This window comes from Rhizobium terricola, assembly GCF_012927355.1.
GTDB lineage: Bacteria > Pseudomonadota > Alphaproteobacteria > Rhizobiales > Rhizobiaceae > Allorhizobium > Allorhizobium terricola.
On sequence record NZ_JABBGK010000001.1, the window covers coordinates 351,307 to 370,820 of the forward strand.

Here is a 19,514-nt window from a genome sequence, read left to right on the forward strand (position 1 = left end):
GCATGCTGGTGCAGGCAATGGAAAGGTCGCGAGAGCTTGCGGGAAGCTCCGGTCAGACCGCCTCGGCGGCGTCCGCCGGGAACCAGGCGCGGTTGCGGGCGAAGTCGAGGAAGGCGTTGGCATCCATCGGACGGGCCAGTGCATAGCCCTGGAGGGTCTGGCAGCCGAGGTCGCGCAGAATTGCGGCATGCTGCATGGTTTCGACCCCTTCGGCGACGATCTCGATGCCGAGCGAGCGGCCGATGTCAACGATCGAACTGATCAGCCGCCGCTGGGCAGACGAGACGATGATCGGGGCGGTGAGCTGGCGGTCGATCTTGAGACGGCGCGGCGAGAGCTTCAAAAGGCTGAGGATCGAAGCGTAGCCGGTGCCGAAATCGTCGATCTCGATGTCGATGCCATGGGCCTTGATGCGCTCGATGCTTCTGGTGACGGCCGCCCCCTTGTCGTCGAACGAGATCGATTCCAGAAGCTCGAAGGAGAGACTGCCGGGCACCAGGTCGAGGGTCTCCAGACGCTGGACAAGGCTCTCGTCGAACAGCCGCTGGGCGGAGATATTGACCGACACCTTGTTGATTGGCAGATCGTTGGCGAGCCAACGGGCGCGCTGCAGCAGGGCCTGGTCGAGGATGGCCGCATCGATCTGCGAGACGACATTCAAGCTTTCGGCGATCTTCAGGAAGGTGTCCGGTCCGAGAATGCCGCGTTCCGGATGGTCCCAGCGGGCCAGGGCCTCGACGCCGGTGATTTCCAGCGTGTGGGCGTCGAACTGTGGCTGGAAGAACGCGATGAAGTCGTTCTGCTCCAGCGACCGGAGAATGGCGTCGGCCGTCTTCTTGGTGTTTACCGTCAGCGAGCGCAACCGGTCGGTATAGCGCTCGACGCGGTTGCGGCCGTGGCGCTTGGCCTCGTAGAGGGCGATGTCGGCATTGACCAGCAGTTGCTCCGCCTGGACGTCGGCGGTGTCGCGGGTGGCAATGCCAACCGAGGCGCCGACGCGGCATTCGTGTCCTGCATAGGTGATCGGCGTGGAAACCGCGTCGATCAGGCGGCGGGCGAGATCGCTGTAGTCATTGTCGTCCGGCTTGTTGCCGCAGACGACGACGAATTCATCGCCTCCGATGCGGGCGACGAAATCGTCGTTGCGGGTGTTTTCCTTGAGCTTCTGCGCAACGTGCCTGAGAATAGCATCGCCGGCGCCATGGCCGAGCGTGTCGTTGATGTCCTTGAAGCGGTCGAGGTCGATATGCAGGACCGTCGCACTGCCGTTGTCGCCAAGCCCGGTATTCAGTGTCATCAGGTACTGGTCGAGATAGCGGCGGTTCGGAAGGTTGGTCAGAGCGTCATGGAGCGAGTTGTGCTCCATGTGCTGGCGTGCCTGCTCCAGTTCCCGATTCTGCAGTTCGGCATGCTGCTTGGCCTCGCGCAGTTCCTGCTGCAGGCGAAGGTCGGCGGTGACATTCCAGTTGACGCCGACCAGTTTCTTGCGGAAGCGGGAGTCGCGATAGGTCGTGCCGAAGGCGCGGATGTGGCGTATCTCGCCTGTGCCCGTGATGATGCGGAATTCCGTCACATAGTCCTTGCCGCTTTCCAGCGCGACCCGGAACACCCGTTCCGCTTCCTCGATGTCGTCCGGGTGGAGGGCGTTGCGCCAGGTGGTGTAAGTGTTGTCCGGCGGAACCTCGAGGCCGTAGAGCTGCGCCATACGGGCGTCCCAGTGCAGCCGGCCGCTGCCGATGTCGAGTTCCCAAACACCGATGCGCGAAGCTTCCAGGGCGATCTCGAGGCGGTGCGAAATGGCGCGCAGTTCTTCCTCGCGCTGGCGTAGCGCCGCGATGTTGGCCTGGCGCTCGCGCAACAGCCGGGCGACCCAGAGAACCGGTGCGACGATCATCGAGCCGACCAGCAGCATCAGCGCGCGTGTCATCCAGAGGTCGGGCGCCGGCTGGTTCCAGCCGCCCTTGGGGGTTGCGACGATCACCCAGCTCTCGCTGCCGAAGCTGATCGGCATGGCGACGGGGCTGGCGGCAAAGATGGCCGGATCGCCGAAGAATACCTTATCGTGGCTCCCGTCGGCGGTCTTGCTGGCGATCGCGACGTCGATGCCCAGTTTCCCGGAGGTAAGTCCGCCATAGGCATAGAGCTTGTCGATGTCGATGACGGCGGACATCAGCCCCCAGAAGGTCCGTCCGCCATGGCCGTTACCGACGACGACCGGGTAGCGCACGATCAGGCCGCGGCCGCCCTGAACAAGGTCGACAGGTCCGGTGATGACGTATTTGCCGGTCTCCTGTGCCCGAAGGGCCGCGTCGCGTTGCACCTCGTTCTTGCGGTAGTCGAAGCCGAGGATGCGCTCGTTGCCGACCGTTGGATATACGTGTTTGACGACGAGGCCGGGAGCGAGCGCTATGTTGCGCAACTGATGCGGCGCATCAAAGATTCGTCCTGCGAGACCGGCGAAGCGGTCCCGGCTCATGTCCGGCTCCGTCTCGATGACGGCCACCAGCCCCTGCACGAGCTGGATGTTGGCGTTGATCCCGCCTTCCAAACGCGCACGCACGAGGCCGAGTTCTTCGGCCGCGCGATTTCGGAGGTTGTCCTGATAGATGCGCTGTTTTTGCTGATCTGCGTAGAAGAGCGCGATGGAGACGGCCGCCACGACGACGAGGGCAGGGAGATAGTATTGGAGCGTGGCGCCTAAGGCCCCCCAACCATTCCTCCTGATCCGTTTGCCCATGCCCCGGTAGCTCCCCTTTGACGGACCTGGCAACCAAGGGGCGTGCTTCGGTCCGTGCTAAAAAAGCACATTTTCACGAAACCCTTGAAGATGTGTTGAATTGAAAGCGTAAAATGTCGCCGCAATTGGCGGTTGGGCCTGTCTCGTCCGCCACAGACGAAAAGAGCTCCCCGTTGCCGGGGAGCTCGATAGCGAAAGCAGGGTCCGAGCCGTTACTCGGCAGCCTGGACGGCCGTCGGATTGTTCGGGTGCGTGGTCCAGTTTGCGTAGTTCGGGTCGACCGGCTTTCCGGTGCGCTGGTCCAGCGTTCCCGGTTCGAGGCCGACCATGGTGATGCAGTTCTCGACCGGGCAGACGTTGACGCAGAGATTGCAGCCGACGCATTCCTCTTCCTTGACCTCGAAATGGCGCACACCGTCGACCATCGCGGTGATCGCCTGGTGCGAGGTGTCCTCGCAGGCGATGTGGCAGCGGCCGCATTTGATGCAGGCGTCCTGGTCGATATGCGCCTTGGCGATGTAGTTGAGGTTGAGATACTTCCAGTCGGTGACGTTCGGCACGGCGCGGCCGGTGATGTCGTCGAGGTTGCGATGGCCCTTGGCATCCATCCAGTCGGACAGGCCGGAGATCATTTCCTCGACGATCTTGAAACCGTAGGTCATGGCCGCCGTGCAGACCTGCACGTTGCCTGCCCCAAGGACCAGGAATTCGGCCGCGTCGCGCCAGGTGGTGACGCCGCCGATACCGGAGATCGGCAGGCCGTAGGTTTCCGGGTCACGGGCGATTTCGGCGACCATGTTGAGCGCGATCGGCTTGACCGCCGGGCCGCAATAGCCGCCATGGGTGCCCTTGCCACCGACCGTCGGGTTCGGGGCAAAGTTGTCGAGGTCGACCGAGACGATGGAATTGATCGTGTTGATCAGCGAGACGGCGTCCGTGCCGCCAGCTTTCGCCGCGCGGGCCGGCTTGCGAATGTCGGCGATGTTGGGCGTCAGCTTGGTGATGACAGGCATGCGGGAATACTGCTTGCACCAGCGCACGACCATTTCGATATATTCCGGCACCTGTCCGACGGCGGCACCCATGCCGCGTTCGGACATGCCGTGGGGACAGCCGAAGTTCAGTTCGATACCGTCGGCGCCGGTTTCCTCGACGAGCGGGAGGATGGCCTTCCACTCTTCCTCGACGCAAGGAACCATGATCGAGGCAATGAGCGCCCGGTCCGGCCAGTTCTTCTTCACCATCTTCATTTCCTGCAGGTTGATCTGCAGGGGGCGGTCGGTGATGAGTTCGATATTGTTCAAGCCGAGAAGACGGCGGTCGGCGCCCCAGATCGCGCCGTAGCGCGGGCCGTTGACGTTGACGACTGGCGGGCCTTCCGAGCCGAGGGTCTTCCAGACTACGCCGCCCCAGCCGGCCTTGAAGGCACGTTCGACGTTGTAGGCCTTGTCGGTCGGCGGTGCAGACGCGAGCCAGAAGGGGTTCGGCGATTTGATGCCGACGAAATTGTTGCGGAGATCAGCCATTGTTCGTTCCTCTCAATGTTCTTCGGATCAAGCGACAGCACTTGCTCCCGCCGAGGAGACGGCGAGAGAACGATTGATGGATTCGGCCGCGTCGCGGCCCATGGCGACGGCGGAAACCGTCAGGTCCTGGCCACCGAAGGCGCAGTCACCGCCGGCCCAGACGCCGGGGATGGAGGTGCGGCCTTCCGCGTCGATGGCGATCTTGCCGCCTTCGATCTTCAGGTTGTCCAGGCCGAGAGCATCGAGCTTCTGGCCGATCGCGACGAGGATCTGGTCCGCCTTGATCTCGACCGTGTGGCCGGTGCCCTTCATCAGCCCGCTTTCGACGTGGGTGTATTCCAGCGTGATGGCCGAGACATGGCCATGATGATGGGCCACGTCCTTCGGCTGCAGCCAGTGGCGGATGTGGACACCCTTCGAGGCGGCGAGATCCTGCTCGAATTCGGAGGCGTTCATGTGTTCCTTGCCGCGGCGATAGCAGATCGTCACGTTTTCGGCGCCCAGTAGCTTCGCCTGCACGGCGGCGTCGATGGCGGTCATGCCGCCGCCGATGACGACGACATCGCGGCCGACCGGAACGTCACCCTTGCTCGTCGCTTCGCGCAGGTTGGCGATGAACTCGACGGCATCCGTGACGCCGTTGATATGGGCGCCTGGAATGTTGAGTGCGTTGACGTTGCCGAGGCCGGCTCCGAGGAAGACCGCGTCGAACTTCGACTGCAGGTCGGCCAGCGTGAAGTCGCGGCCGATCATCTCGCCGTTGACGACGTCTATGTTGCCGATCGACAGGACGTAGTCGACTTCCCTCTGGGCGAAGTCGTTGGTCGTCTTGTAGGCGGCGATGCCGTATTCGTTGAGGCCGCCGGCCTTCTCCTTGTGATCGTAGATCGTCACGTAGTGGCCGTTCATCGCCAGGCGGTGGGCGCAGGCGAGACCTGCCGGGCCGGCGCCGACAACGGCGACCTTCTTCCCGCTTGCCGCGGCCGGCGTGTAGAACTGCCGGCCTTCATCGATCGCGACATCGGTCGCGTAGCGCTGCAGGCGGCCGATCTCGACTGGACGCTCCTCGGCGGTGTTGCGGACGCAGGCTTCCTCGCACAGCGTCTCGGTGGGACAGACGCGGGCGCACATGCCGCCGAGAATGTTCTGGTCGAAGATGGTCTTGGCCGAGCCCATCGGATTGCCGGTGGCGATCTGGCGAATGAACAGCGGGATGTCGATCGACGTCGGACAGGCCGTCATGCAGGGAGCGTCATGACAGAAGTAGCAACGGTCGGAGGCAACCAGCGCCTCATGATCGCCGAGGCGCGGGTGGAGGTCGGAAAAATTCTTCGCATAATCGGCAGCATCAAGCCGCCCGGCCTTCAGGCCCGGTTCCAGTCGTCGCATCGAAGTTCCCTCTTTTTTATGGTGCGATTGCAGACAGGCTAACTCAGGAAAAAAAATTTATCAAACGGTAAAAGTTTCAAATTTGAGCACGGTCAAAGCCATGTGGGGCAGGGGATCTCGTCCCATCCTGCGCGTGCGGTCCGGCGGCTTTCCTCCCGCCGACCATTCGAGCGGATATCATCATTGGCGATAAATATGAGGAAAATTATCAAGTATATACTTTACTCGTTTTGTCATGTTTTGTAGGGTCCGACTCCAAGGCTGCCGGTAGGACGGCGAAAGGAGCATTTCGGGCATGGCAAAGAAGAAGAAGCGTGACGAACAGAAGGGTGGAGCAAGGCCGGCGGCGGGCTCGGCAGACGGTCGGCAGGGCGTCGACGTCAGGAGCTTCCTCTATGTCGGCGGACGCGACTGCCAGGTCGCCCATCTGCGCCAGATCGCCAGCAATTTCGGGGCCGAACTCATCCATCACGACGGTGGCCTGAGGGAGGCCGTGTCGCGCATCGACACTGTCCTTCCCTCCGTCGACTGCGTCTTCTGCCCCATCGACTGTATCAGCCACGATGCGTGTCTGCGGGTGAAGAGCGGCTGCAAGAAATTCGGCAAGACCTTCATCCCGTTGCGCAACGGTTCGAAATCCAGTCTCGAGCGGGCGCTGCAGACGCTGAATGAAAGGAATGACAATCCATGATTGACGACGACATTGATCCGGCACTGCTGGTCGGCCTGCACAAACTCGCCCAGCAGAACGGCGACGGGCTGATCCCGGCGCTTCACGAACGTTTGAACGATGTTGCGGCGGTTCGCGCAAAGAGTGCCGAAATCATCCGCCTGCCGGGCTTGCACGAACGTCACAATCGCCCCATTTACGCCGGGGCCTCGCGATGCGATGCTAAAATAATCGATTTCCCTTTGCCGCGGTGGCAGCGGAACGCATCGCGTCAGCGCGGTTGAGTCTCCGTAACCTGCCCCGGCGGCAGGAAGCGGAGAGGAGAGCGCGGGATGAATGTGGAGAGCGGGGTCGACATAGGACGTGTCGAAGTGCTGCCAATATTGCCGTCACTCGATTTCCAGCAGACGCGCGACTTCTATGCCGGACGGCTGGGATTCGAGGTCAGCGACAAGGGCGGCGAATATCTCGTTGTTCGTCGTGGACGGCTCGAACTGCATTTCTGGCAGTGCGAGGATCCGACTCTCTGCGAGAACAGTTCCGTCTTCTTCCGCCTCGATGCCTTCCACGCTCTCTTCGATGATTTCCGTCGCCGCGGCGTCGAGCCTGTCAGTGGCTTCGACGCGGACGAGGACGACGTTACGCGCTTTCATATCCGTGACCCGCACGGCAATGTTCTGCTCTTCGGCCGCAGGCTGCGCCCGCTCGCTTGAGCCGCTGAGGAACGTGGGTCAGGCCCGAACGGGAAGAAATGCGCCGAGGGCCACGATGATCCATCCGCCGATCATCAGCATGCCGCCGCTTGGTGCCGCCATTGGAAAGAGGCTCGCGCCGAGAAACTGGCGGGATGCGAGATCGCCGGCGAAGAGCACGGTGCCGAGCGCCATGGTCAGCGCCGCGAGGCTTGCCGTGCGAACCTTGTCATTGGCCAGATAGAGCGCCAGGATCGCCGGCGCATGGGCCAGGCACATGGCCGAGGCGGGGCCGAGAAAACTCTCCGCGCCGAGATGGGTGGAGGCGGCAGTGAGCGCCACGCCGGCCGCGCCGATCAATCCCGCCAGCAAAAGGAGCAGCGGCCGAGCCCGGTCGAAGAAAGCCATCGGGGCTATTCCTTGTTCTGCATGTGGTGGGCCAGCTTTTCGACCGGATCCCAGATGATGGCGCGCAGTTTCTCGTGTTCGACGGTTTCGTCCAGTGCGCGGCGGAAGCAGAGCAGCCATTCATCGCGCTCCTCCGGACCGATCTCGGCGACGAAATGGCGACGGCGCAGCATCGGATGCCCACGCTTTTCGATATAGAGCTGGGGGCCCCCGAGGTAACCCGTCAGATATTCGTAGAGCTTTTCCTCGCTGCCGGTCAGGTCCGGCGGATGGATGGCGCGGCAGCGCTGCGCTTCCGGCAGCGTATCCATGAGTTCGTAGAAGCGCCGGCACAGCGCGCGAACGGTCGCGTCGCCGCCGATGGCCTCGTAGAGGGTGATCGTTTCTTCCGTCACGGGTTCGTCCTGAAATCGTTCAGGACGTCTTAGCCGCAACCGCGTCACCGGCGCAACCGCGGAGCGGCCGCTGCGGCAATCGGCGCACCGGCCCGGCCGCCGTAGTCGGTTGGATGCGACGATCCGGAACCTTGCCGGATCAGTTGGTCAGGCGGGTGCTCAGCAGCCGCGTCTTGATCTGGGCGAAGGCCTGCTGCAGTCCGGAGCGGTCCGGGACATTGATGAAGTATTCCGGTTTGGAGGCGCATTGCTGGAGCAGGGTGCTCGTGGTCGCGTTGTTCTCCTCGAGCAGGATCGTGTAGATCACCACGCCGGTGCTCTTGGCATTGGTGCAGGCCGCGAGCGTCATCGCGTTCATCTTCGGCGTCGCCGTCGCCTCGCTGCCGGAGGTCATGCCGTCGAGACGTCCGTCGACCAGATAACCGAAACTCGAATAGCTCGAGTTCAGCTTGTTGTTCAGGACGCCGAAGAAGTTCGTTCCGTCAGTCAGCAGGACGAGAATCTTCGTGAGGTTCGGATCGCTTTCCGGGCCGCCCTCGGCGAAGGGAAGGCCGGACGACAGAACGCGCCAGCCCCAGGCCACGCCTTCCAGAATATTGGTGTTGCCGGCAGCGACGAGGCTGTCCACCGCAGCCTTGGCCTTGACGTAATCAGAGGTCAGCGGCATCAGCGGCTGTGTCTCGCAGAGGAAGTTCGGCCCCTTGTGGGCTTTGTAGTTCGAATAGAGCGTGGTCGAGCTGTTGTCCTGCGTCGGCTTGGTCCAGGTGGGGAAGCCCTTCTTCCACTGCGTGACCTGGTTGGTCGTGTTGTCGACCGGCACGCCGTAACGAACGCGACGCTCGGTCCAGGTGTGGGTGCGGATCGCGGCGCCGCCGTCGCTGATATAGTCGTTGCCATGCAGGTCCCAGGAGGAGCCGTTCCAGGCGAACGGCGGCTCGTCCTGGGCAAAGGCCGGAACAAAGAGTGTCGCCGGTATGTTGGGATCCGGCGCCGTGTCCAGCACACCGTAGTTCTTGCCGCCATAGGTCGGCCGGGTCTCGACGCAGCCTTTCCAGCTGTGGCCGAGATGGGTGTAGAGCATGAAACGGCTGACGTTCGGGCCGAAGTCCGACTGCGATATGGGCGAGGCGCCGTAGGTGTCGAGCCAGGAGGTGCCGGCGGAGAAGGAAACATTCGGTACGACCTGCGGGCCGTAGCTCGGGCCGACATTGACAAAGGTGCTGAACGGCACGAGCGCGAATTTGAGGTTTTCCGGCTTTGTGACCTGCGCATCGAGTTCGTCGATCAGCGTCGTCGCCGCAGCCTTCATCGCACTCAGCTTTCCCCCTTCCATCGAGCCGGTGGTGTCGAGGGCGAGCGCAACCTCGTATTTCGTTTCGGCGATGCCGGCGGTCGCTTCGCGAACGAGGTTCATTTCCTTCACGCCGACGATCTGCATGAAGGTGGTCGGCAGGGCGCTGTTGGCGACGACACGAGTCGTCTGATTGGTGCCGCGCTGGATCTCGACCTTGAGCACGAGTTCCTTGAAGTTGGCCTTGATCATGTTCTCGGCGAAGGTCTTTGCGTCCGCGTCGGAAAGATCCGGCTGCGCAGCGAGCGCCAGTGCAGCGGCATCGATCGATTGTTGGAGATGAATGGCCCGCAGCTGCAGCTGGGTCACGTCGAGCGCCATGCCGGCCGCGAGGGTCAGGGGAACGGCAAGAAGCGCCGTCATGATGCCGAAGTTTCCATTCTTCGAGCGAACGAGGTGGCAGACGGTGCTTATCATGGGGAAGGGCATTTCCGAATTGTATTACATATGTAAATCCGAATATGCGCAAATTCCTAAGTGACATTTAAGGAGCACAGGATTACTGCCCGCAATTTGGGCTTTTGCCCGAATATGTCGCAGGTATGCGTCACTTGTCCCGGGACAATAAAATACCGCTCTGTGTCCTGGCCCCGTGTCACTCGCCAGATTCAGTCTCAGTCAAGGCGAGGGGGAGGGCTCTCCTTCAACTTCGAGCACGAGTCGGCTATGGCTGATCCATGGACGCCGGCGCATGGAAAACTACTGAGCCCCATGGCCTTGCCCGAACCGCCGGGCGGGAAGGCTTTCTGGTGCGTGGCGTCGTGCCGGCGGCAGCCCTCTATAACGGTCTGCTCGCGATCATCAACGCGCATGTCATGCCACTCGGCTTTGCCCATGTGGCGCTGGCCGAAATCGGCCTGCTCGGCATTTCGCTGCTCTACCTGCTCTATCGCGGTTTCACCCAGCAGGCTCTGTCGATCGTCTTCCTGGTCGGCTTCTTCAGCATCGTCACCGTCTATATGTCGGTGGCGAACGGCATGCTGTTCGTCGATTTCCTGCGCAACGTGCTGATCATCGCGGTCTTCTGCCAACTCGGACGCATGACCGACGAGGCGACGGTCGCCTTTGTCTTCCGCTTCGTCTGCTTGGTCGTGCTTGCCGTTCTGGTCGTCGAGATCTTCTTCACCAAGATCTACGAGGACCTGTTTTATCCGGCACTTTATTTTTCCAACACGCGTGGCCTGGAGCAGATCTCGTTCGGCGGATCGAAGATCTTCCAGAACGCGGTCAAGATTCCGGGGCGTTTCTCGTTCGGTCTCAGCGATCACCGCACGGCTTCTGTCTTTCTCGAGCAGGTGTCGCTCGCCAATTTTTCCGGCGTCCTCGACATCTATCTGGTCAGCCGGTTCAAGCAGCTTCGCCGATCCGACATCGTCCTGATGCTCTCGACCATCGTGCTGATCCTGCTCACCAACGATTCGCGGAGCATGCTGTTTTTCTCGCTGCTCTGCCTTGCCGGTTTCTTCGTCTTCCCGAAGCTCAGCAACCTATTTCGCCCGCTGATCATGCCGGCTGTGATCCTGGCCGGAGCGCTCGTCTATTTCCTCAGGCCGGATGCCTCCGGTGACACGCTCGACGGGCGTATCGTCCTGACGATGAAGGGTTTTTTCGAACTCGACTTCGTTTCGCTTCTCGCGCTTCAGGTGCGCGAGGTCGGCAGCTTCGCCGATAGCGGTTATATCTACATCATCAATGCCAGCACGGTTTTCGGCCTCGTCGTGTTCTGGGCCTTCGTGACATTCTACCCGGCGGGCTTGACCGACGACCAGAAGCGCTGCGCCTATGCGGTCGCCATCTTCATCTTCATGAACATGATGATCGGCGGAAACGCGATTTTCTCCATCAAGGTCGGCGCCCTGCTGTGGCTTCTCGTCGGCTTCATGAAGTCGTCGGAGGGTGAGACTAAATTAACTCCGCCCGGCGATCATTGAAGACCTCGCTGCGGGTGTCGGACTATTGTCCGCCAAAGACCCGGCGCCTCGTAGATCTTACGGTCAGACGATCCATATGCTTGTTCAACTGCAATATACCAGGGCGATCGCCGCCCTTCTCGTCGTCTATTTCCATGCGATCCTGCAGCTCCAGAAGCTTGCGCCGGACGCGTGGCTGAACGACTATCTGTTCGGCAAGAGCGGGGTCGACTTGTTCTTCGTGCTCTCCGGCTTCGTCATGTGGATCACCACCTGCGACAAGCCGATGAGCGTCGGGGACTTCTGGTGGCGCCGCATCCGGCGCATCGTGCCGCTCTACTGGGCGATGACGCTGTTTGCCGCGACGGTCGCCTTCGTCATGCCGCAGATCCTGAAGTCGACCCAGTTCGACGTGCCGCATATCCTCGCCTCGCTCTTCTTCCTGCCGTGGATCAACCCCGCCGATCCCGAAGGCCGGATGATCGCGCCGGTCATCGTTCCGGGCTGGACGCTGAATTTCGAGATGTTCTTCTACCTGCTGTTCGGCTTCTGCCTTCTGCTGCCGCGACAGCTCCGGCTTGCCGGCCTGGTTGCGCTGATCGCCACGATCTTTCTCGTCTGCACGCTGGTCCTGCCGGATCTGACGGTCGGCCGGTTCTACGGCGATTCGGTCATCTTCGAATTCGTCGCAGGCGCCGTCCTCGGCCATCTCTACAAGGCCGGACATCGTCTGCCGATCACGGTGGCCGGCGCCATGGCGCTTCTTGGTTTCGCTGCGCTGCTCTATCTCGATTTTCTCGAGGTCGACCTTCCGCGGTTCTTCACCATCGGTATACCCTCGATCCTGATCGTCTATGCGGCCACCTCGGTCGAGGTCCGCGATCACCGGTCGCTCCACTGGCTGCAGGTGCTGGGTGATGCTTCCTATTCGATTTACCTCACCCACGCCTTCACGCTGGCCGGCATGCGGATGATCTATCCGCTGGTGATGCCCATTCTGCAGAGCGACGTGCTCTTCGTCGTCGCGATGATGGTCGCGTCCTCGCTGATCGGGCTTGCGAGCTATTATCTGTTCGAGCTTCCGGTCGGCAGGCTGCTCGCTTCGGTCCGCTTCAGCCGCGGCACCCGCCCGGTGCCGGCGCGGTCCGTCTGACGGGACGATCGCGATGAACCGGACCCTGAAGCCTTCACTCCAAAGCGCCGGTGCCATCGCCGTGATGCTTGGCCTCGGATTTGGCGCTGCGGCCCAGGCCGGAAGCGGCGACCTCTGTTTTCGCGGGGTGAACCTTTCCGGGGCCGAATACGGCGATGCCAACGGGCAGGAGGGGGTGAACTTCACCTATCCCTCCGAGCGCACTCGCGGTTATTTCGCGGCCAAGGGGTTCGATACGGTCCGGCTTCCGTTCCGCTGGGAGCGGTTGCAGCCCAGCCTTGGCCAGCCGTTCGACGCAATCGAACTCGAGCGGCTGAAGGCAAGCGTGGCGAGCTTTCGCGGGCTCGGCCAGACGGTGATCCTCGATCCGCACAATTTCGGCTATTATGGCGACCTCAAGGTGGGGTCGACGGACCTGCCCCCCCGGCTGTTTGCCGATTTCTGGATCCGGCTTGCGGCAGAGTTCGCCAACGAGGAGGGCATCGTCTTCGGCCTGATGAACGAGCCCCACGACATCGCCCCGCGCGACTGGCTTGAGGCCGCCAATCTGGCGATCGCCGGCATCCGGGCGGTGAAGGCGGGCAATCTCGTCCTCGTTCCGGGCACCTACTGGAGTGGTGTGGCGAGCTGGCAGTCGGATCTCGGCCAGGGCGCGAACAGCGAGGTCATGCTCGGCGTCAAGGATCCGGGCGGCAACTTTGCCTTCGAGGTCCATCAGTACATGGACGCCGATTTCTCCGGTACGCACGAGGCCTGCGTCAACGCCGACAAGGCGGTCGCGGCCATCGGCGACCTTTCCGCCTGGCTGCGCAAACACGGGAAGAAGGCTTTCCTCGGCGAGTTTGGCGGTTCGTCGGAGGCTGCCTGCCTCGCCGGAATCGAGAAGATGGCGGATCAGGTCGGTGCGGATTCCGACGTCTGGCTCGGCTGGACCTACTGGGCGGGCGGCGACTGGTGGCCGCCGACCGAGGGTAACAACATCCAGCCGACTGCCAAGGGCGACCGCAAGCAGCTCTCGGCGCTCAAGCCGGCGCTCTCGGCAAAGGGGTCCGGGGCAGGGGCCTGCGCGGTCATTCCGGGTCCGGGCTAAGACTTCATTAACGATAAAGTTTCAAGGTTTGTTCAGGAGCCGATCTCTCGCGATCGATTCGGCGAAGTGCCGTGCCATGTCGTCATGGGGCTGCGGTTGCCGAAGGAGCGGGAGCTGACGACCAACTCGGCCGGATATCGGCCAGACATCGGATTGTAGACGCGTGGGCGATTATTTCTCAGAGCCGGAGGACAGGAAGAACTGCGGTGTGCGTCGCTATCTCGGCGCGCCCAGGGATGACGCTGCCGCACAGCGTGCTTCTTCCGCGCCTTCGGGAACCGGGTCGTCGGGCGACCCGTCGCGACCGTCTGAACGATGCCATCCAGAGGGGCCGGTCGACTGCCCGCCGCCTGGCGCCGCCAATACCATCCGCCGTGAAGAACCTTTCGTCTTCGACCTCGCCTTCGTGCTTTCGTCCGCCTGGCGCTACCGGACGCCCGTTCTTGCCGGTGCGGTGGTCTTCGCGCTGGTCGGCGGCGCGCTGAACTCGCTGCTGCCCAAGGTCTACAGTGCCGCCGCGACGCTCTACTTCGATCCGCAGAAGTTCGCGGTCGACGTCGTCAGCGAGGAGAAGGTGATCTCGTCGGAGGTGTTCAATGCGACCATCGACAGCCAGACACGCATCATCACCTCCTATTCGGTGCTGGAGGACGTTGCCAAGAACCTGAAGCTCGGGACCGATCCGGAATTCCTCGGAAAGCTCTCCGGAGATCCGGCCGTCGACTTCAACACGGTGCTCGCAACGCTGGTGAAGCGTATCGAGGTGAGCCGTCAGGACGGCACCTTCATCTTCCAGATCAAGGTGAAGGCCGGCGAGCCGCACAAGGCGGCCGATATCGCCAATGCGCTGGTGGCGGCCTATCTCAAGGACGCCCGCTTCAACGCCGAAAGCAGCTACGAGACGGCCAATGAAGGGCTGACGCAGCGGCTCGGCGCGCTTCGGCAGGCGGTCATCGATGCGGAAGCCGCTGCCCGCGACTATCGCGCCAAGAACGATCTCTATTCGGTGGGCGGCGACATGATCGCCGACACGCGCCTCCAGTCGCTCGACGAGTTGCTCGTCGCGGCGCAACACAAGACGATTGCGGCCAAGGCCCAGCTCGACACCGTATCCAAGCTCGACATCGGTAACGTGCTGGTCGCCGATCCGAGCAACGTCAATGCCTCGCGCACACTGGCCGATCTCAGGAACCAGTATGCCACCCAGTCTGCCAATGTGAGCAGCCTCACCCAGCGTCTCGGATCGCGTCATCCGCAGCTCCAGGCCGCCCAGGCCTCGCTCGGCGACATCAAGAACCAGATCAGTGGGGAGCTCGGCCGCATGGTGGCCGCCTCCCGCAGCGCCTATCAGGCGGCGCAGAGGGAAGAGGCGGACCTCCTGAAGCAGATCAATATCCAGAAGGCGAGCCAGGCGACGAGTTCGAGCAGCCTGATCGAGCTCAGCGAACTGGAACGCAAGGCCAAGGCGGCGCGCGATATTTACGAGGCCGTGCTGAAGCGGACGGAAGAGACAGCGGCGCAGAAGAACCTTTACGAGAGCAACGTCCGGATCGTCTCGCAGGCAGTCCCCGCCCAGGCGCCGGACGGTCCGAGCCGCAAGATCCTGTTCCTGGCCGGCGTCTTCGGCGGTGCCGTGTTCGGCTTCGGCCTTGCGGTGCTCGCTGCGGTCGGACGGGCACTCTATCTGCGGACGCGGTGATGGTTTCCGCCTGACGGCGCGGAAGATCGCACGATCCGGGTCTTGTCTGGGACCGTGCTTATCGCGACGGTCGTCACGCGTGTCCGTTGAAACGTGAATGCCAGTTCCAGGCAGAACGGATGATGTCGTCGATGCCGTGTTTCGGCTCCCAGCCCAGAACGCTGCGCGCCTTCTCGTTGTTGGCGACCAGCATCGGCGGATCGCCCGGGCGACGTTCTGTCCGCGCGACTGGTAGCGGGCGGCCGGAGACGTTTTCAATCGCCCCGATCAGCTCGTTGACGCTGGTGCCTGTCCCTGTGCCGAGATTGATCGCGACGGTCTCGCCGCCATCCATCAGGTATTCGAGAGCGCGGACATGGGCGTCGGCGAGATCGTTGACGTGAATGTAGTCGCGGATGCAGGTACCGTCACGGGTGTCGTAGTCCTCGCCGAACACCGAGAAGACCGCGCGGCGGCCGAGTGCCGCGTCGATGGCCAGCGGGATCGCGTGCGTCTCGGGCGTGTGCCATTCACCGATCCGCCCTTCGAAATCGGCCCCGGCGGCGTTGAAGTAGCGCAGCATGACGGAGCGCATCCGGCCGCAGAGGTCGAAATCGTGGAGGGCCTGCTCGACGATGTGCTTGGTGCGTCCGTAGGGATTGATCGGGCTCTGCGGGTGGCGCTCGTCGAGCGGCAGGTATTCGGGCTTGCCGTAGGTGGCGCAGGTCGAGGAGAAGACGAAGGACCGGATGTCGGCTTCCATCAGGGCCTGCAGAAGGGTCAGCGAGCCGCCGACATTGGCGTCGTAGAAGGCTTCCGGCTCCTTGAAAGACTGGCCGACCTCGATCAGGCCGGCGAAATGCAGGGCGGCAACCGGCTTGTGCTTCGCCAGTACCTCGCGCAGCCGTTCGCGGTCGCGGATGTCGCCGTCCTCGGACGGCCCCCATTTGACGAATTCGCGGTGGCCGCTGGAGAAGTTGTCGTAGACGAGCGGCTGATAGCCTTTATCGGCGAGCGCGAGGCAGGTGTGGGAGCCGATATAGCCGGCACCGCCGACGACAAGGATGGTCTCATTGCTCATGGGTCACCTTGGGCGAGCGTTGGTCGGGCAGGGCCGGCACCGGCGGAAGACGAGCCTCAAGGGTCGAATCGTCCGTCCGGGCGGCCATGGTTGCCTTACACAGGTGCATGCAAGAATGTCGGCATGGTGGCGCCTTCGGCGGCTTTCGCCAGATAGAGCCGTGCCGTGTCGATCGCTTCGCGGATCGTCACGTCCATGTCGAGGTAGCGGTAAGTGCCGAGGCGGCCGACAAAGGTGATCGCGTCCTCCTTCTCGGCGCGGGCGACGTATTCGGCGAGCTGTTCCTTCTCCTTCACCAGACGGATCGGGTAATAGGGAATGTCTTCGCGCCCGCATTCGCGCGAGAATTCGCGGTAGCAGACCGAGCCCTTATGCTCCTCCCAGGGGGAGAAATGCTTGTGCTCGGTGATGCGGGTATAGGGGACGGAAACGTCGCCGTAATTCATCACCGCGCAACCCTGGTAGTCGCCCTCATAGGTGAAGCGTTCGAAGTCGAGCGTGCGATAGCCGAGCTGGCCGCTCTCATAGTCGAAATAGCCGTCCAGCGGTCCGGAATAGAATACGTGGTCGAATTCCCCGTTCCGGTCGCGGTTAAAGCGGGTCTCGAGATGAACCTTGATCGAGGGATGATCGAGGATACGGCCGATCATGTCGGTGTAGCCGTTTTCCGGCATGCCCTGGAACTTGTGGAAGAAATAGTTGTCGTCGTAGTTGAAGCGGACGGGAAGGCGCTTGAGGATCGAGGCCGGCAGATCGGTCGGCGAGCAACCCCACTGCTTCTGCGTATAGCCCTTGAAGAAGGCCTCGTAGAGATCCTTGCCGACGAAACGCAGTGCCTGCTCCTCGAAGGTCTGGGGATCGGCGATCGTCTTGTCGGACTGCTCCTCGATAAAAGCCTTCGCCTCGTCCGGCCGAAATGTCTTGCCGAAGAACTGGTTGATGGTGTGGAGATTGACCGGCAGCGAGAAGACCTGACCCTTGCTCGTCGTCTTCACCCGGTTCTTGTAGGGTAGGAAGGTCTCGAAGCGGTTGACGTAGTCCCAGACTTCCGCGTCGTCCGTGTGGAAGATGTGCGGTCCATAGACATGGACCATCACGCCCGTTTCCGTGTCCCGTTCGGTGTGGCAGTTGCCGGCTATGTGGCTTCTCGTGTCGAAAACCTCGATACGGTAGCCGTCTTCCGCAAGCTCGCGCCCGATCACCGCCCCCGAAAGGCCGGCCCCCACCACTGCAATCGTTCCCTTGGCGTGCATTCCAGATTTATCCTGTCCGTCGTTACGTCGTCATTTCCCGAAAGACCGGCCTGCGGCGCATGCCGGCCTTTCGGCTCCCGTCGTCCGGTCTCAGGCGCCTTCCTTGGTCCAGAGGCGCTTGTCGAAGGGGAGGGGCGAATGGTCGTTCCACCGGGCAAGCTTTTCGCGATAGCGACGGCGATAGGTGGCGTCGTCCTCGAACTCCTGATTCTCCAGCATCAGTTCGGCGCCGATCTCGTAATAGACGTCGAGGTTGGTGAGATCCGGGACCGGCATCTCGCCGCGCTCGCATTCGCCCTGGATCTGCCAGAACACCTCCTCAAGGCGCCGGACCAGCGCAGGGATGTCACGCAGAACGCTGGTCTCGCGCTGGCTCTGGAGGCTGGCGCGGACGGCTGCGAGGCTCGGGCGATCCTTGGCGAAGGCGATCGCCTTCTCCCGGTATTCTTCCGGCGTTTCGCAGATCAGCTCGGGGATTCCGGCTGCGGCCACGATGCTGCTGCAGAAGCGCGAGGCGAAGGTCTTGCCCGGCACGGTCAGGACCGGCAGTCCCATGGTGATCGCGTCCGCGGCGGTCGAGTGCGCGCCGTAGGGGAAGGTGTCGAGGAAGAGGTCGGCGAGGCCTATCCGTGCGAGGTGATGGGCGTTTGCGGCCTTGGGCGCGAAGATCAGGCGCTCGGGCTCGACGCCGTAGCGAGCGGCCGTGTCGCGCAGGCGCTGGTTGACGGCATCGGCGCCGGCGAGCAGCCACAGCACGCTGCCCGGCGTTGCGGCGAGGATTTCCATCCAGCGGGCGAAGCTGGCGGCGGTCGTCTTCTGCATGCCGTTGAAGCAGGCGAAGACGAAGGCATTCTCCGGCAGGCCGGCTTCCGTCCGGGACGGCGGGGCGGCGATGACGCGCTTGCGGTCGATCGGCTGGTTGCAGGGGATGCGCAGGACGCGTTCCGAATAGTAGAGCTCGGTCTCCGGCGGGACGATCTGTTCGTCGGCGATCAGGTACTGGTGGAAGGGGCTGCCCATGGAGCCCGGATAACCGCAGAAGCTGACATTCACCGGCGCCGGCCGGTAGGCGAAGATCTTGGTGCGGGCGTGCTTGGTGAAGCCGTTGACGTCGACCAGGATATCGATCTCGTCGGCGGCGATCTGTCGGGCTGCGGCAACGTCGTCGATCGTCGCGATGTCGCGCCAGCAATCCACGGCCTGCTTGATACGTTCCTGCGTGGCATCGTTCACGCGCGGTTCGCCGCAATAATAGGCGTAGATCTCGACGCTTTCCTTGTCATGAAGCTCGAGCACCTCGCGGAGGGCAAAGCCGACGGCATGGTCGCGCAGGTCGGACGAGACATAGCCGATGCGCAGCCGCTCGCCGGTGCCGGTCTTCTGGCGCGGGGCCTTGCGGGGGAATTCGCTGAGGTCGGGCCGGCCGACCAGGGTCTTGATGTAGCGGCTCGCCTTGGCCAGCTGGAAGAGCGGGTCGTCCGAGTAGCAGCCGAGGGGCAGCGGAGACATGGCGTCCACCAGTTGCCGGCCGGTTACGTGTTCCGAAGTGACGATGATCGGCCACTTGCACTGGTGCTGGCGAAGCGACAGCCAATGCTGGCCGGATTCGGGCTTGTCGGGACGCAACTCGATCGCCTGCCAGAGAGCGGTCTCGGCTTCTTCGAGCAGGCCTGCGCCTTCCATGACGCGGCCGATATGCTGGAGGGTCATCAGACGGTGGCTGGTCCGATCCGGGGTGATGTCGCCGGTTGCATCCACATAGGTGCGCCACTGCTGGATCGCCTGGAGATTGAGGCCGCAATCCTCGTAGGCGCGGCCGAGATTGATGTGCGCCTGGGCAAAATCGGGATTGAGCTTCAGGCAGGCGCGCAGCGCGTGGATCGATCCGGGGATGTCGTCCATCTGCCGGAGCGTCACCGAATAGTTGAAGTAGACGATGTGCAGGAAGGGGCTCGCCTCGTTGAAGGCGATCCAGACCTTGTAGAGCTCGGCCGCAAGCGCCTTCTGGCCTGAGGCGCTTAGCGTCTCGGCAACCTGAAACAGCTCGGTGAGGGGCAATTGCTGGTTTCGCGCCCTTTCCAGCAGGGAGGCGAACAGCGCAATGCTGTCTGAGGCGAACATATTATTCATGACCAAGGACATTCCACGACTTGGGGCCTGACGGCTCGAGTTGAAACGAAC

At 62.7% G+C, this 19,514-nt stretch carries 16 protein-coding genes; 7 read left to right on the top strand and 9 right to left on the bottom strand.

Annotation, left to right across the window (positions count from 1 at the left end):
- Positions 1–52: 52 nt before the first annotated feature.
- The 3 genes from HHL25_RS01595 to HHL25_RS01605 all read right to left on the bottom strand — a co-directional run bounded on the left by HHL25_RS01595 (position 53) and on the right by HHL25_RS01605 (position 5,652).
- The gene (locus HHL25_RS01595; RefSeq protein WP_169586607.1) at positions 53–2,737 is read right to left on the bottom strand and encodes a bifunctional diguanylate cyclase/phosphodiesterase; all 2,685 of its coding nucleotides are present in this window, start codon (positions 2,735–2,737) and stop codon (positions 53–55) included.
- Positions 2,738–2,949: 212 nt separating this feature from the next.
- Positions 2,950–4,263 carry an NAD-dependent dihydropyrimidine dehydrogenase subunit PreA gene (gene preA, locus HHL25_RS01600; protein WP_169586609.1) on the bottom strand — a complete coding sequence of 438 codons (1,314 nt, stop codon included), beginning with the start codon at positions 4,261–4,263 and terminating at the stop codon, positions 2,950–2,952.
- Positions 4,264–4,290: 27 nt separating this feature from the next.
- Entirely contained in the window at positions 4,291–5,652 is a 1,362-nt protein-coding gene (locus tag HHL25_RS01605) for an NAD(P)-dependent oxidoreductase (RefSeq protein WP_169586611.1), read from the bottom strand.
- A gap of 295 nt (positions 5,653–5,947) precedes the next feature.
- Between HHL25_RS01605 and HHL25_RS01610 the strand changes: the two genes are divergently transcribed.
- Genes HHL25_RS01610 through HHL25_RS01620 form a run of 3 tightly spaced genes read left to right on the top strand, consistent with a single transcriptional unit; the run spans position 5,948 to position 7,035 of the window.
- Positions 5,948–6,343 carry a DUF2325 domain-containing protein gene (locus HHL25_RS01610; protein ID WP_169586613.1) on the top strand — a complete coding sequence of 132 codons (396 nt, stop codon included), beginning with the start codon at positions 5,948–5,950 and terminating at the stop codon, positions 6,341–6,343.
- Entirely contained in the window at positions 6,340–6,606 is a 267-nt protein-coding gene (locus HHL25_RS01615) for a hypothetical protein (RefSeq protein ID WP_169586615.1), read from the top strand. The genes HHL25_RS01610 and HHL25_RS01615 overlap by 4 nt, the downstream gene beginning before the upstream one ends.
- Before the next feature lie 48 nt (positions 6,607–6,654).
- Positions 6,655–7,035: a VOC family protein gene (locus HHL25_RS01620; RefSeq protein WP_169586617.1), complete on the top strand. Its 381-nt coding sequence runs from the start codon at positions 6,655–6,657 to the stop codon at positions 7,033–7,035.
- Positions 7,036–7,053: 18 nt separating this feature from the next.
- Here the strand turns inward: HHL25_RS01620 and HHL25_RS01625 are convergent, their stop codons facing one another.
- The 3 genes from HHL25_RS01625 to HHL25_RS01635 form a co-directional block, all read right to left on the bottom strand.
- A complete protein-coding gene (locus HHL25_RS01625; RefSeq protein ID WP_169586619.1) occupies positions 7,054–7,422 on the bottom strand; it encodes a DUF423 domain-containing protein in 369 nt (122 codons plus the stop codon).
- Between the two features lie 5 nt (positions 7,423–7,427).
- Positions 7,428–7,817: a group II truncated hemoglobin gene (locus HHL25_RS01630; RefSeq protein ID WP_169586621.1), complete on the bottom strand. Its 390-nt coding sequence runs from the start codon at positions 7,815–7,817 to the stop codon at positions 7,428–7,430.
- Between the two features lie 139 nt (positions 7,818–7,956).
- A complete protein-coding gene (locus HHL25_RS01635; RefSeq protein WP_169586623.1) occupies positions 7,957–9,585 on the bottom strand; it encodes a TadE/TadG family type IV pilus assembly protein in 1,629 nt (542 codons plus the stop codon).
- A 260-nt stretch (positions 9,586–9,845) separates the two neighbouring features.
- On the opposite strand from HHL25_RS01635, the gene HHL25_RS01640 reads away from it, so the two are divergent.
- The 4 genes from HHL25_RS01640 (at position 9,846) to HHL25_RS23670 (ending at position 15,020) form a co-directional block, all read left to right on the top strand.
- On the top strand, positions 9,846–11,099 hold the full coding sequence (locus HHL25_RS01640; RefSeq protein ID WP_246701670.1) for a hypothetical protein: 1,254 nt from the start codon (positions 9,846–9,848) through the stop codon (positions 11,097–11,099).
- Between the two features lie 76 nt (positions 11,100–11,175).
- Positions 11,176–12,231 (top strand): acyltransferase family protein, encoded by a 1,056-nt coding sequence (locus HHL25_RS01645; protein ID WP_169586625.1) that lies wholly within the window; start codon positions 11,176–11,178, stop codon positions 12,229–12,231.
- Positions 12,232–12,244: 13 nt separating this feature from the next.
- Complete coding sequence (locus HHL25_RS01650; RefSeq protein WP_169586626.1) at positions 12,245–13,321, top strand: glycoside hydrolase family 5 protein; 1,077 nt, start codon at positions 12,245–12,247, stop codon at positions 13,319–13,321.
- Positions 13,322–13,484: 163 nt separating this feature from the next.
- Positions 13,485–15,020 carry a GumC family protein gene (locus tag HHL25_RS23670; protein ID WP_169586628.1) on the top strand — a complete coding sequence of 512 codons (1,536 nt, stop codon included), beginning with the start codon at positions 13,485–13,487 and terminating at the stop codon, positions 15,018–15,020.
- Between the two features lie 73 nt (positions 15,021–15,093).
- Here HHL25_RS23670 and galE read toward each other — a convergent pair whose 3' ends face one another.
- The 3 genes from galE to HHL25_RS01670 form a co-directional block, all read right to left on the bottom strand.
- A complete protein-coding gene (galE, locus tag HHL25_RS01660) occupies positions 15,094–16,080 on the bottom strand; it encodes a UDP-glucose 4-epimerase GalE (protein ID WP_169586630.1) in 987 nt (328 codons plus the stop codon).
- Positions 16,081–16,175: 95 nt separating this feature from the next.
- Complete coding sequence (glf, locus tag HHL25_RS01665) at positions 16,176–17,333, bottom strand: UDP-galactopyranose mutase (protein ID WP_169586632.1); 1,158 nt, start codon at positions 17,331–17,333, stop codon at positions 16,176–16,178.
- A 90-nt stretch (positions 17,334–17,423) separates the two neighbouring features.
- The gene (locus HHL25_RS01670; RefSeq protein ID WP_246701671.1) at positions 17,424–19,463 is read right to left on the bottom strand and encodes an O-linked N-acetylglucosamine transferase, SPINDLY family protein; all 2,040 of its coding nucleotides are present in this window, start codon (positions 19,461–19,463) and stop codon (positions 17,424–17,426) included.
- Positions 19,464–19,514 lie beyond the last annotated feature (51 nt).

Bases quoted from the DNA above. Each gene is read 5' to 3' on its own strand.
- HHL25_RS01595 (WP_169586607.1), bottom strand. From the start codon at position 2,737: ATGGGCAAACGGATCAGGAGGAATGGTTGGGGGGCCTTAGGCGCCACG.
- preA (WP_169586609.1), bottom strand. From the start codon at position 4,263: ATGGCTGATCTCCGCAACAATTTCGTCGGCATCAAATCGCCGAACCCC.
- HHL25_RS01605 (WP_169586611.1), bottom strand. From the start codon at position 5,652: ATGCGACGACTGGAACCGGGCCTGAAGGCCGGGCGGCTTGATGCTGCC.
- HHL25_RS01610 (WP_169586613.1), top strand. From the start codon at position 5,948: ATGGCAAAGAAGAAGAAGCGTGACGAACAGAAGGGTGGAGCAAGGCCG.
- HHL25_RS01615 (WP_169586615.1), top strand. From the start codon at position 6,340: ATGATTGACGACGACATTGATCCGGCACTGCTGGTCGGCCTGCACAAA.
- HHL25_RS01620 (WP_169586617.1), top strand. From the start codon at position 6,655: ATGAATGTGGAGAGCGGGGTCGACATAGGACGTGTCGAAGTGCTGCCA.
- HHL25_RS01625 (WP_169586619.1), bottom strand. From the start codon at position 7,422: ATGGCTTTCTTCGACCGGGCTCGGCCGCTGCTCCTTTTGCTGGCGGGA.
- HHL25_RS01635 (WP_169586623.1), bottom strand. From the start codon at position 9,585: ATGATAAGCACCGTCTGCCACCTCGTTCGCTCGAAGAATGGAAACTTC.
- HHL25_RS01640 (WP_246701670.1), top strand. From the start codon at position 9,846: ATGGACGCCGGCGCATGGAAAACTACTGAGCCCCATGGCCTTGCCCGA.
- HHL25_RS01645 (WP_169586625.1), top strand. From the start codon at position 11,176: ATGCTTGTTCAACTGCAATATACCAGGGCGATCGCCGCCCTTCTCGTC.
- HHL25_RS01650 (WP_169586626.1), top strand. From the start codon at position 12,245: ATGAACCGGACCCTGAAGCCTTCACTCCAAAGCGCCGGTGCCATCGCC.
- galE (WP_169586630.1), bottom strand. From the start codon at position 16,080: ATGAGCAATGAGACCATCCTTGTCGTCGGCGGTGCCGGCTATATCGGC.
- glf (WP_169586632.1), bottom strand. From the start codon at position 17,333: ATGCACGCCAAGGGAACGATTGCAGTGGTGGGGGCCGGCCTTTCGGGG.
- HHL25_RS01670 (WP_246701671.1), bottom strand. From the start codon at position 19,463: ATGAATAATATGTTCGCCTCAGACAGCATTGCGCTGTTCGCCTCCCTG.